Genomic DNA, 12688 nt, shown 5'->3' with positions numbered 1-12688 from the left:
TAGAGTTTGTGGTTATGAGTGGCTTAGTCTTGAACTCCAACCTATACCGAACAAGCCTTCTTGTAGTAATAGCGATAGTAGCCAATCAGATTACTGGAGATAAACAGTACCTCCATGAGTACCGCGGTGGGAGAGCCAATCAGGTAGTTGTGGAGCAACCAAAATGAGGTCCCAACAATCATCAATTGCCTGAGTTTTCGGTCGTTTTGCTGAAACGCTGCAATTGTTTGAAAGGTCGATCCTAAGCAACTGATGATGCTGGTCACGCCGGTGAAGGTAAGGGCTGTCGCTACCACCGATGAGAGGCAAAACAGATACATAAAGATTGAAGACGTAGAAAAGATACTGAGCAGATAACGTAGCGTAGCGATCCCCATCAGTGATGCCGCCGTCCATTGCTCCAATAGTGCAAAGTGAGTCGAAATCAACACGCCAGCACAAAACAAGCAGGCCACAATTTTTTGTCTCTCTTTGAACTGAAATGACAAAAGATCAAAGCCAATCGCGATCGCAACCAGCACTTGAGACAACAAAAAATCGTTCATGGTAATTCCTGTATTTCTTTAAGAGAGCACGACGTTCGCGCGGAAAAAATGCTGTGCCCTTGGCCATCGCTGTAGGGTCAGTCTTTTGTTGGCGAGTACTCAAGCAAATACTCGGTGTCAGTCTCACCCACTTTACGAAAGCCCAGCCGATAGTAAAGCTGCTGCGCGGGGTTGGTTTTTATCACCCCCAGTGCCACCTTGGCGTTTTGCTGTGCGGCCTTTGCAAACAACATCTTAAGTAGCTGAGAGCCGATACCATAGCCTTGGTATTCCGCCGCTACCTGAATCTGCACTACATACCAACGGTGCTGCTCTTGCTGGTACAGAGTCTTAAACAAACCCATAGGCTCGCCTTGGTGCTCCACGATTTCAGCATGCTCAAAGTCAACCAGCACCCGCTCGCGGTAGCCAGCTTCAGTGGTCGGCATTCCCACATCGACAAGGTAGCGGTGCATGGTTTGCTTGCGTAGCGCAATCAGGAAATCGATATCCGCTTCGGTGGCCTTTCTTAGTGAGATATCCATGGGCATATTGGCTCCTACCATCGATAGGTTACAGGTGCTTTTTAAATGCGCAGTAGGGGTCACTCTTATAGCCCTGCGCCAGATAAAAGCGCTGGGAGTCACTGCGATCGCTGTCGGTGATCAGCATGATGTACGAGCAGTTGTTTTGCTTGGCTCGCCGCTCAACTTCGGCCATCAGCGCAGCGCCAATGCCTCGGCGTTGGTAGGCGTGGTCCACCACCACGTCTTCGACCACCATAAACGATTGGCAAGCGCCGAACAGCATCTCACAAGTTATCGAAAGCACTGAACCGACGACCTTGCCATCGACTTTAGCGACAGCGATATAGTGGCTGGGATTATCATTTTGTCGGGCCAGCACCTGCTTCATATTGTCGAGGTTAACAGTATTGGGCAGTAGCTGTTGGTAGAGCTGAGCCAACTCCGGGAGATCCTGTTGTTGAGCTGCAGATATTTGCATCTGGCTTTCCTTATCGTGGGCTATGCCTCATTGCCGCTAGGCTTGGCCTACCTTAGTGCTTACACATTGCCATTCAGCGATGAGTTAAACGAGAACATACGCACCTCATCGCGGGCAAACCAGCCTAGCTTTTGGTAGAGGCGCTGGGCATTCTTGTTCTCGTTGGCCACAAACAAGTGGGTTTTGGCCACGCCCTCTGCGGCAAGGGCAGCGATGGCGGCAGCAATCAGTTGTTTGCCTATCCCTTGGTTGCGGCAGCGGCTGTCTACCGCCAAGTGTTGCAGGTAGCCGCGTCGGCCATCGGTGCCTACCAAGATTGCGCCAATAATGGCCGCGCCATCAAGCGCAACAAAGCTTAGACCGGGGTTGCGCTTGAGGTAGCGGGCAATGCTCTCGTAAGAGTCGGCATCGCGCAGTTGCATAGCTTCGGTGGTCGACCATAGCTGGATAACCTCCGGGTAGTCCGCAATCTCCATTTCGCGAAGGGCTGCCATGTTTTGTCCTTAGTTTGCTTGTTTCGTCTGAGCGTTTAATCCGCTCACTTGGCCCATTCTGTCAGGCTTTCACACTCGTTAAATGGCTCGATATGAATCATCACATCGCTCACCTCTTCAACCTCGCGTAGCACCTCTTTGTTAAAGCCCTCAGAGATATCGTGAGCGGCTTGAATGGACAAATGTGCATCCACCAAGAGATGGAAGTCGACGAAGATCTGGCCACCAATGCGGCGGGTACGTAGGGCGTGGATCTCGCGAATATCATCGTGCTTAGCCGCCAGTTCATGGATATGTTCAATCACATGCTCGCCGGCGCTTTGCTCAAGGATTTCGGTAAGCGATGGCCAGACGATCTCCACCGCACTTTTAATAATCATCACCGCCACCACAATCGCTGCGATCTGGTCCAGATAGAGCTCGTTGGAGACAAAATTGGCGGCCAGCACCGACACCAGTACCGGTAAGGAACTAAACGCATCCGAGCGATGGTGCCAGGCGTTGGCACTGAGCGCCGAGGAGCGGATCTGCTTGGCGTGTTTCATGGTCCAGCGATACAGCACTTCCTTGGTGACAATCGACAGCACCGCAGCCAGCAAAGCCAAGTGAGAAGGGGAGGAGCCTTGGCCCTGACCGATGCGGGCGATGGAGTCGCCGACGATGCCTAGCGCCACCACAATCAGCACCGCGCCAATCACGACATTGGTTAAGGTTTCATAGCGCTGATGGCCATAGGGGTGGTCATCATCGGCAGGGCGGGTCCAGAACTGCGCGCCAACCAGCACCGCCAAATCGGTGAGTAGATCAGAAAAGCTGTGCACACCATCGGCGACCAGTGCCTGACTGCCCGATACCACGCCAGCGCCAATCTTCATAATGGCCAGCATGATGTTGGCCAGTGAGCCAACCAATGTTGTTTTGCGAATGATTTTTAATGTCGTCACGGTACCCCCTGCAAGCAAGCGGTGAGTATACCGAGCTGATTGATTGTCTCAACAGGTAATGCCTATCTAATTGAAAGGTAAGATTAATTATCATTTTCCTTTGAACGGGTGTGGGCTGCGTAATCACGAGTTTGCGGGTGCTTGAAATTTACGCAACTTTGCATTGTTGATAAGTTACTTTGCATTCAAAAATGCATCATGGTGGTGAGGAATCAGGAGTTACCCCCCATGCGAAACGCAAAGTACGGCATTACCGCCATTATCCTGTTGACTAGCCTGGCTTGGTTAGCCGCAGAGCCCAATTTACTCACCACTCGGGGCTTCGCCCTGCGCAGCCAGCTGATTCAATACAGCGGCATCATCTCGATTGTGTTGATGAGCCTGTGTATGTTGCTGGCACTGCGCTTGCGGGTGATTGAGCGCTTCACCCATGGTCTGGATAAGTCCTACCGCATTCATAAGTGGTTGGGCATTGTTGCGGTGGTAAGCGGTGCGCTGCATTGGCTACTGGCGATCGTACCGAAAAAGCTGGTGCAGGCAGGGATTATCGATAGACCGGTGCGCGCCGGCAGCGGCGGTGCCAACCTCGATGGAATCGTTGCTTGGCTGCGCAGCTACAAGGGCGAGGCGGAGTTTATCGGGGAGTGGGGCTTCTACCTGATGGTGCTATTGCTGGTGGTCTCCTTGGTGGCCATCGTGCGCTATAAGCCGTTTCGTATCAGCCATCGTTTAATGGCGCTGTGTTATATCGTGCTGGGCGTGCATTCCTTGGTGCTGATCAAGCCCGCCTATTGGGGGCTGCCCATCAGCATTATCACCAGCGGGTTTATTGTGCTGGGGCTGGCTGCGGCGTTTTATAGCCTGTTTGGGCGGGTTGGGGTCAGCAAGGTTCATCGCGGTATTATCGCCAAGGTGCGCTACTTCCCGGGCATGGCAACTACTGAGATGGTGATAGACATGCCGCCATCATGGCCGGGCTTCAAACCCGGGCAGTTCGCCTATCTCCGCTACGGTGATGAAGAGCCACATCCCTTCACCATCGCTGGCGGCAAGGGCAAGCAACTGCGCTTTATGGTTAAGGCACTGGGCGATTTCACCGAGGGGCTACATACCAAGCTGCGAGAAGGCGAGCTGGTGGAAGTAGAAGGTCCCTATGGCGATTTCACCTTCGACGCGAAGAGTAAGCAGATCTGGATCGCCGCCGGTATCGGTATCGCCCCGTTTATGGCTCGGCTGGAGTGGCTGGCGGCAAAGCCGTGTTCGCAGCCGATCACCCTGATATTCAGCGCCAAACAACCCGATCCCAGTCTGCTCTCGGAGCTGCAAAAACGCGCCCATGCCGCAGGCGTTGCACTTAAGCTGGTGGATACCACCACACAGCCGCGAATGAGCGCCGAGCAGTTGGCCCGCGAGTGCGGCGGCGTTGATGATAGCGCTGTGTATTACTGCGGCCCGGTTGGCTTTGCCAAGCAGCTTAAGTTGAGCCTGGTCGATAGAGGGCTAAAGCCGCAGCATTTTCATCAGGAGTTGTTTGAGATGCGCTAGACCTTTGCCGTGCTGCTAGCTTGCTTGGCGGTGCTGTCAGCTTTGTTATAAGCTTGATGGCCCGCTGACAGGCAAGGAGGCTTCATGGGGCAACAGGATTCACTGCCCAATCCCATTCAGGTTGTGCTGCTGAGCACCTCAGATTACGCCACAGAACATATCGAACAGGTACTGGCCCGACCCGGCTTTGGCTACTCCGAACTCGCATTTTCCCCCTCATGCAATTTGGTCGAGCTTAGCGAGCAGGCCGATGTGCTGTTGGTGGCAAATCGTGAATTTCTTGAGGCGGAGGAGCAGTGCTTGCTGGCGGTGCGTCGAGACTCCACCATTCCGCTGTTGGCGGTGACCTACAACTATCAACTAGAGCAGTGCAATCGCTGCTTTGAGATGGGCGGCGACGATATCGTAGTTGGTCCCAAGCACCTGCAAGAGCTACCGTCGCGCATTATCGCTTGCCTGCGTCGTCAGCGACGCACCGCGATGGCGCTGTCTAAAAACGAATTACTACTCGATGAGCTGTACCTTAATCGTCAGAGCTGTGCGGTCAGTGTTGCGGGGCAGTCGCTATCACTTACTCCGGTGCAGTTTAGCTTGCTGTGGCTGCTGGCCACCTATCGTAGCAAGTCTTTAGACAAAGCCTTTCTATACCAGCACGGACTAAACAAGCCACAAACAGCGCACGACCGTAGCCTGGATATGCATATTAGCCGGGTGCGTAAGAAGCTGGGCGAGGCGGGTTGGTCTGCGGAACGGATCCGCACGGTGCACGGCGTGGGGTACTGTTTAACCTAGTGATGTGGTGAGGCCTGTCGCTTGAGTCTAGCTATTGAGACGAGCTATGGCACTCACCGTGAGTTTGAGTTTTCTAGCGTGCTATTGGCCGCGAAGGCCTAGCCAGATGGCAAAATCATCCACGTCTTTGATCTCATCGAGCTCGAGAATCCAGATAAGCTCTGCCACATCGGAAAAGTCGATACCGGCTGGCTTAGCGATAATCGGGTTGCGGTAGCGCCCTTGCAGCCCGTTGTAATGACTGGCGATTTGTAAGGCCAAGGTCCACGACTCACCGTGCGTAGGGTCGGCCTGGATCTCATCGAAAAACTGCTGATTGACCTCATAAAACCCGGCGGTGCTGTTATTGGTGTAGTTGCCATCTTCAATGCGGTGGTAATTGGCGTAGCGTTTGACAAACTCCAGCGCCATCGGTGTGGTCATCTTTTCGTTCCAGTCGCTGTGCTGCACGATATGCACCTGCTGCTTAAGCTGGGCGGGGGTAAAGTCGTCTTGCAGCAATGACAGCCACTGCGCCGATACATCCGACTGACCTGCCTCCATCACCCACACTTGGCCCTGTGCGTTGAGGGTTTGCTTGGCCTTGCTGTAAACCGCGTTGATGGCATTAATTCGCTGGTTGTGGGCGTCTACCCAGTTGTTGGGGAACACCATATCGAACAGCTCAGGGCTGGGAATATACAAGCCTGGCTGTCTGCCGTAGGCACCAGCGACGGCGATGTAGTTGAAGTCCTCATAGCCGATCCGCTTCAACACACTGCCGGTGGCCGCAATGGAGTGAATATCGTCGGCATCGGTCTTGCTGTCGTATTGAAATACCAGCAAGTCGCTGGCGATATCGAAGCTGGGGCGTTGGTCGGCGTTGGCGTGAAATACAAAGCCAACCAGAGCGAGCGTAAGTACAAACATTGATTTTATCATGGTCAATCTACCTTACTGATGGGGGACTTCATCGTACTGTTTTGCCATCATTAACAGGTTTACGATATTTCACCGAAGGATTGTGAAATCCCACCAATCAAGGCTTGCTCCCAGTAAAGTGAAGGGTATGAATCTAGCTCGCGGCGATTGACTTAATCACAGCATTATCAAGGCGTGTGTTTAGTCTCAAGTGCATGCTAAGTGGGCTTCTCAGCGCAATGGCATCTAGGAAGATTGAGCCTAAGGATGGGTGCGGCTATGAAACTAAAAAAGGTCAACTGTGGCTTGTTGAGAAAGCATGTAGTTGAGTCGACCGCGAATATGTAACAGTTGTAAAAACACTTTACTCAGCCCCTGTGATAGATGACATTGTGCGAATGATAATGATTATCGTTTAATCTAGAGGGAGCTATGAGAAGTAGTATTACCAATCGTTACAGTGTGGTGGCGGCCTCAGTGGCTGCCGTGTTAACCGGCAATGCTTGGGCTGAGCAGGCCCAAGAGACCATGGTCGTCACCGGACAAAGCATTCCTGGCACCGAGGTCATCATCGACAGCGATGCCTTACAAAAGCTCAACGCTAATGAGCTGCGAGATGTGTTTCGTAGCGAGCCCGAGGTGCGCATTGGAGGCGGTGTCGGTGCGGCGCAGAAGATCTACGTACGCGGTATGGAAGACACCAAACTCAATATCACGGTAGACGGTGCTAGCCAGGCGGGTAACTTCTACCATCACCAAGGACGTATTGCGATTGAGCCCGAGCTGCTCAAGCAAGTCACGGTAGCGGCGGGGGCCGGTAGAGCCACCAATGGCCCGGGCGCAATTGGTGGTGCGATCCAGTTTGAGACCAAGAACCCTGAAGACTTGCTCGAGTCTGGCCAGCGCTTTGGTTCGTTGGTAAAGGCCGGTTACTTCAGCAATGCCGACGCTGTGAAAGGCAGCGTGACCAGCTATGGCCTACTCAATGATCAGTTGAGCGCGCTAGCGTCCATTGTGTATAGCGACTTTGATGACTATCAGGATGGCAATGGCGAAACCCAAGCGCACACCGAGAGCGAGAGCCTGATAGGGTTGGTTAAGTTAGTGGCCGATCTTAGCGATGACCAGCAGCTATCGCTAAGCTATGAGTCGCTAAAAGACGAGGGCGTGCGCTTACATCGCCCCGAGTGGCAACCCAATGATATCCGTAACATACCGGTTCCTCAGGAGATGACTCGCACTACCTTCATCGCCAGATATCGCTTAGCCCCTGCTAGCAATCCTTGGTTGGACTTCGATGCTACCGTTTACAACAACAAGGCAACCCTCGATCACACCCCCGGTCCTTACGGCGATTACACCACCGAGTTCGACAGCGTTGGCGGGGATCTGCGCAACACCAGTCGTGTTGGCAATGTGGAATGGGTCTATGGCTTTGAGTTTCGTCGCGACAAGGCCGAAGGCGAGAGCCCGGATTACAGCGAGTACAATCAAGAGAAAGGCCATGTTTACAGTGCCTACATCCAAGCGGATTGGCGGGTCCATCAGGCATGGCTGCTAAGTGCAGGCCTGCGCTACGATGACTACCACTTAGAAGAGTTCAATGATAACGAGTTTGATCACGATGGCTTCAGCCCGAACATCAGTGTTCACCACTACTTTAACGACAACCTAACGGCCTATGCAGGCTGGGCGCGCGCCATTCGCGGCGCCGAAATAGGCGAGCTGTTCCGCCTTGGCTATGCCCCAAGCGCCGAAGGTCGCAAAGAAGAGCGTGCTGATAATGTCGAGATTGGCATCGATTGGTCAAACGATAGCTACTGGCTAAGCGCATCCGCCTTTAAATCTGAGATTAAAGATGTGGCCATGTACCTGTGGGAGACCCGCGAAGTCGACAATGCCGGCGACTTGGATAATCAAGGTTTTAGCCTAAAAGCGGGTTATCAGGGCTATGCGTGGCGCGCCTCGCTGGGCTATAGCTACTCACGGCCCGAGCTAAACGGTGAACCGCTAAGTGGCGAGATCAACGGCGGTGGCGTGGGCACCTCGGTGGGCAACACCTGGATTGCTGAGCTGAATTACCAGCTGCATCGCGACATTGAAGTGGGCTACATCGGTACCTATGTCGAGCGTCTGACCAAGGTGGCTGAAGGCTCTACCGAGAAACCGGGCTACGCGCTGCACGATATCTATGCGCGCTGGCTGCCACAACAAGCACCGGGTTTGGCGATGACGCTATCGGTGAACAACCTGTTCGACAAGGCCTACCGCGACCATGCCAGCTATGGCGATATTACCGAGCTCGCGCGGGGCACCTTGGAGCCGGGCCGTGATATTCGCCTGAGTGCCAGCTACGCCTTCTAGCATCAGCACTTAGTAACAAAAAACGCCCCCTTGGCACCGTGCCGAGGGGCGTTGCTGTATCTACGGGAGGCTAAGGGCTTAGTTGCTCAAGCGCTGCCGATACAAAGGCATATCCGCCAACTGTTCCAGCTCAAACTCACCGCCTTTGAACAGCAGCGGGTAGTAGAACTGACGCAGCGAGGCATGAAAGTCACGCACATCTTGCTCGTAGGCCAATGAGGCGCTGATATCGGTGCTCGCCAGCGACAACATCAGGCGTTGGGTGAGCATCGCTGGTGACATCAGTGATGCTTTACCCGCCGCCACGTCTTTGCGAACGATGGTATCGCGGTAGGCTTTCGATAGCTCAGCAGCGTGTTGGTCACCCGCCTGCTGGAAGCCGTAGTACCACTTCCAATCAAACGATGACGCCATGTCGGTGTAGTCGGCCCACTCCGGGTGAGTCTTTAAAAACTCATCCCAGGTCACTTCGTAAGGTTGATCCCATGCGCCGTTCACCGCTTCACGTTGAGTGAGCACCACCTCGCCGCCATTCGGGCCGGTAATCGATTGGTTGATCAAGGTGTCGCTTACCACCGGCACAATCACCGTGGCCAGCAGCCAAACACCCAGCAGCGCCGAGGCGATGCGTGGCGAGTTTTGCCCGCGCGCCAGCATCATGCGTCCGGCAATCACGGTCACTACCACCCAAAACAGCAGGTGGGCGAGGGTGATAAGCACCATTGCTGCGGTTTTCGCCAGCGGCGCTTGCATGATTGCGGCGCCCACCAATAGCGGCACCAGCATGGCCAGCGCAAGGCCGGTGGTGATCACCAGTGCGCGGCTCAACCAAAGTTTGTGTTGCTTCTTGGCGGTGGCAACCAGCAGGTCGTAGCGACCGGCTTCTTTCTCGCCAGAGCGCAGGTCGTGTAGCAGCAAAATCACGAAGATCGGCAGCAGCACGCTCACGATAAAGGCAAAGTCGAAGCGGCCGAACAGCGACAGCTCAGGGTTTTCTGCATCGGTCTCGTAGATCTGACCTTCCAGCGCCAGCATGCGAATACGGTGCTTCCAGGGGAAGGTGTCGCGCTGCCCCATCGCCGCAAAAGCCAGTGACGAGGGCTCGGAGTAGGTCACGTGGAAGCTGTAATAGGCCGCGCTGCCGTAATCGCCGTGACCGGCCAGCACGTTTTCGCGATCGACCGTGTCTTTTTCCAGCAAGCGCTCAATAGTGGCTTGTTGCAGTTTGGTCTCGTGCAGGCCACTCCATACCGCAAAGGCAGACAAGGCGAACACCGCAGAGAGGAACAGCACGATGTAGCGCTGCTTCGAGAGAAAGCGCATCTCCCGGTAAAAATCGGCAAATAGCATGTTACATCACTCCTCGGCTTGCCCGTTTAATCAGCGCCAACATCAATGCGGCCCACAGCAGCAGTTGCAGCACATAGCGCAGACTGTGCGACAGGCGGAACTGCGCAGACTCTGGGGCGAAATCGAAGCTTGATAACACCTGCCAGTGGCTGGCATCGACACGCGCGGCTTTAGCGGTATCGTCATTCACGTAGCGGTTGATATCGGTGTGGTAGTCGAGGTCATGCTCATGGGCATGGTTAAGCGCCTGAACAAAGTCGAAACGCAGCTCTTCGGCTTCGCGCAGGAAGCGATGGTGGTTCTCAAGGTTCGTCCCAGCGATCATCATTGAGAAGGTACGCATCGACACCATCGGCGACAGCCAACCGAACTGGCGGGCGATCTCGGCCTGCGACAGCTCTTCGTCCATGCGCGCTTCGGCGTACTTGTTCAGTACGTCAGTGAGCTTTTTCTCCGAGTAAGTGAGTACCACGCCGCGAAAGTTCATTGGCAAATCGGCAACATCATCGACGCCGTATTGGTTGAGCAAGTCTTGCTTGAGCTTTTCGTAGGCAGGGTCGGAGGCATTGTGGCCATCGCCCAGTGCACGTAGCTCTTCGACTACCGAAAAATCGCTTTCCAGCTTACCCGGAGAAGGTTCTAGCGTGGCTGCGGTGGTGCTGGCAATACGTGGCACCAGAATACACAGCACCACCCAGAGGGCGATCAAAATGGCAAAGCTGGCGTTGCTGCGCGAGCTGATGGTCGAGCCCCACAACACAATGGCGCTCCAAACCAAGATGTACACCACATAGCCGAGCACAAAGCTGGCAGTAATCGCCAAGGACTCGCCATGCGCGCCGGCCCACAAGCTGGCAATTGCCAACGGCGCTAGCATCAGCATGCCGCTACCGGCCAAGGAGAAAAACTTGCCCGCCAGAATATCGCGCACCTTCACGCCTTGGGTGATCATCACATGCAGGGTGCCGGCTTCGCGCTCGCGGGTGACACAGGAGTAGCCCACCAAAATCAGCATTAGCGGCACCAGCACTTGAAGCATAAAGGCCGGCGACAGGCTGCTAAAACGGGTCAAGCCGCTGGATTGACGCTGCTCAGAGAACATCGCGGTGTTCTGCTGGTGGCCTTCCAAGAACATGGCGGTACCGGTGAAGGCATCCACCCCCGGCTCAATAATGCTCAGCGGAGAAGGCGTGCGGAATACATAGTGACCGTAGTGCACCATACGGTGCGGGTGGCGATCGGGCTGATCGAAAAAGGTTTGCTCGGAGATACGCTGCAGCTCGGTGCGCTCTGCCGAGGCTTGGCGCACTTCAATTGAGTTGACGATGACCGAGGCCAGCGCCAATGCGATACCGATAAGGATGACGGTGGTGGCGACCTTGGTTCGTCGCCAATAACGCCACTCATCGAACATAACGGATTTGATGATGCTCATTAGGCGTTTCTCTTGGCAAAGGCAGTGTGTACTTGTTCGGTATCGATAAGCTCGCTGCCGCTACGCTCGAACACGCCAACGATTTTGCCTTGGTCCAGCAGGCCAATGCGGTGGGCTACCTGACAGGCGCCATACACATCGTGGGTCACCATAAACACGGTTGAACCGGCTTCAGACAGCGCGGTTACCAGCTGGTTGAACTCGTCAATGGCGCTCGGATCAAGGCCCGAGGTCGGCTCATCCAAGAACAGCACCGGCGCACTGCGCAACAAGGCCAGCGCAATCGCGGTCTTCTGGCGCATGCCTTTGGAGTAATCAGCCAGTTTTTTGTGCCAGGCGTCGGCTTGCAGGGCAACTCGCTTAAGTGCCGCTTCGATATCGCTGGCGCTGCGCTTTACATCGGCCAGCGATAAAAAGTACTCGATGTTTTCCATGCCGGTCAGGTGGCCATACAGCATCACCGACTCAGGCAGGTAGGCCACCTTGCTGCGAATAAAGTCGCTATCGCTGGTGACCGAGTGGCCCAACACCGACGCACTACCCGAAGTAGGTGCAACTGTGCCAAGGAAGGTCTTCAGGGTGGTAGATTTACCGGCACCGTTGCCCCCAAGCAGGGCGAACACTTCGCCACGGTTTACAGTAAAGCTGACATCGTCAAGCACGCACTGGTCAGCAAATCTCACGTTAAGAGATTCTGCTACTACGACTGGCTCAGACATTGATTCTCCGAATAAACAATTAATTTCGCAGAATGATATAACATATCATTGTGACAGTTCAGAGAAGTTTGTTGGTGGATAGTTAATGAAGAGGGGGCGCTCAAGGGGTTTGAACAGGCGCTAATGGGGGGCTATCTACCCCCCAATGGGCAAACTGCGGCCGATTATCTGTTCAAGCTGGGGTAATCCCAGCGCTCATTGAGATAGATACCGTTGATGATCCAAATCACTGGATTCAAGGACAGCACCGTCATAACCAGAAAGGCATACTTGTTCTTTTTAAGGACCATTAGGGCGCCAACAAAAATCAATACAAGAGCAATGGATAGCAGATAGTCCCCCTCGATTGCGGAGTTTACCGCTACAACAAACGCCACAATCGCGTTCAGAGAGCCCCACACATTCCACCAGACAAACCCTTTGGAGTACTTATCGATTGCCAACTCGCTGGTTTCGGCCTGGCAGTTCTCAGTGACAATCGCAAAGCCTTCTTGTTGAAGTTGCCTAATCTCATCACCTGCAGTGCTGTCGAGCAGGTTTACCGCTACGATAATTTCGCCTTTAGCGAGAACGAAGAACGGTTTTTTTTCGTTGTTTAGCTTGGTATTTGCCACGT

The 12688-nt window shown here is 54.2% G+C and carries 13 protein-coding genes; 3 read left to right on the top strand and 10 right to left on the bottom strand.

Annotated features, from left to right (window positions below):
- Positions 1-41: 41 nt before the first annotated feature.
- The 5 genes from G461_RS0101440 to G461_RS0101420 all read right to left on the bottom strand — a co-directional run bounded on the left by G461_RS0101440 (position 42) and on the right by G461_RS0101420 (position 2967).
- The gene (locus G461_RS0101440) at positions 42-545 is read right to left on the bottom strand and encodes a YgjV family protein (RefSeq protein WP_026970473.1); all 504 of its coding nucleotides are present in this window, start codon (positions 543-545) and stop codon (positions 42-44) included.
- 77 nt (positions 546-622) lie between these two features.
- Positions 623-1069, bottom strand: coding sequence for a GNAT family N-acetyltransferase (locus G461_RS0101435; RefSeq protein ID WP_026970472.1), 447 nt, complete (start codon positions 1067-1069; stop codon positions 623-625).
- A 28-nt stretch (positions 1070-1097) separates the two neighbouring features.
- Positions 1098-1529, bottom strand: a complete 432-nt coding sequence (locus G461_RS22945; protein WP_051333277.1) for a GNAT family N-acetyltransferase — start codon at positions 1527-1529, stop codon at positions 1098-1100.
- 59 nt (positions 1530-1588) lie between these two features.
- A complete protein-coding gene (locus tag G461_RS0101425) occupies positions 1589-2023 on the bottom strand; it encodes a GNAT family N-acetyltransferase (RefSeq protein WP_026970471.1) in 435 nt (144 codons plus the stop codon).
- 44 nt (positions 2024-2067) lie between these two features.
- A complete protein-coding gene (locus tag G461_RS0101420; RefSeq protein WP_026960203.1) occupies positions 2068-2967 on the bottom strand; it encodes a cation diffusion facilitator family transporter in 900 nt (299 codons plus the stop codon).
- 228 nt (positions 2968-3195) lie between these two features.
- On the opposite strand from G461_RS0101420, the gene G461_RS0101415 reads away from it, so the two are divergent.
- A complete protein-coding gene (locus G461_RS0101415; protein WP_026970470.1) occupies positions 3196-4512 on the top strand; it encodes a ferredoxin reductase family protein in 1317 nt (438 codons plus the stop codon).
- A gap of 84 nt (positions 4513-4596) precedes the next feature.
- Positions 4597-5304 (top strand): response regulator transcription factor, encoded by a 708-nt coding sequence (locus G461_RS22940; protein WP_051333276.1) that lies wholly within the window; start codon positions 4597-4599, stop codon positions 5302-5304.
- 81 nt (positions 5305-5385) lie between these two features.
- Here G461_RS22940 and G461_RS0101405 read toward each other — a convergent pair whose 3' ends face one another.
- On the bottom strand, positions 5386-6213 hold the full coding sequence (locus G461_RS0101405) for a hypothetical protein (RefSeq protein WP_051333275.1): 828 nt from the start codon (positions 6211-6213) through the stop codon (positions 5386-5388).
- Positions 6214-6636: 423 nt separating this feature from the next.
- Between G461_RS0101405 and G461_RS0101400 the strand changes: the two genes are divergently transcribed.
- Positions 6637-8568: a TonB-dependent receptor domain-containing protein gene (locus G461_RS0101400; RefSeq protein WP_051333274.1), complete on the top strand. Its 1932-nt coding sequence runs from the start codon at positions 6637-6639 to the stop codon at positions 8566-8568.
- Between the two features lie 78 nt (positions 8569-8646).
- On the opposite strand, the gene G461_RS22935 is transcribed toward G461_RS0101400, so the two are convergent.
- From G461_RS22935 to G461_RS0101380, 4 genes are all read right to left on the bottom strand, one after another.
- Positions 8647-9918: a DUF3526 domain-containing protein gene (locus G461_RS22935; RefSeq protein ID WP_035478789.1), complete on the bottom strand. Its 1272-nt coding sequence runs from the start codon at positions 9916-9918 to the stop codon at positions 8647-8649.
- 1 nt (position 9919) lies between these two features.
- Positions 9920-11353: an ABC transporter permease gene (locus G461_RS0101390; protein WP_026970467.1), complete on the bottom strand. Its 1434-nt coding sequence runs from the start codon at positions 11351-11353 to the stop codon at positions 9920-9922.
- Positions 11353-12072: an ABC transporter ATP-binding protein gene (locus tag G461_RS0101385; protein ID WP_026970466.1), complete on the bottom strand. Its 720-nt coding sequence runs from the start codon at positions 12070-12072 to the stop codon at positions 11353-11355. The genes G461_RS0101390 and G461_RS0101385 overlap by 1 nt, the downstream gene beginning before the upstream one ends.
- Before the next feature lie 164 nt (positions 12073-12236).
- A complete protein-coding gene (locus G461_RS0101380) occupies positions 12237-12686 on the bottom strand; it encodes a hypothetical protein (RefSeq protein WP_026970465.1) in 450 nt (149 codons plus the stop codon).
- Positions 12687-12688: the final 2 nt, after the last annotated feature.

The organism is Aliagarivorans marinus DSM 23064 (genome assembly GCF_000429485.1).
In the GTDB taxonomy this organism is placed as follows: Bacteria; Pseudomonadota; Gammaproteobacteria; order Enterobacterales; family Celerinatantimonadaceae; genus Aliagarivorans; species Aliagarivorans marinus.
This window is presented reverse-complemented; position numbering and strand designations above follow the sequence as displayed.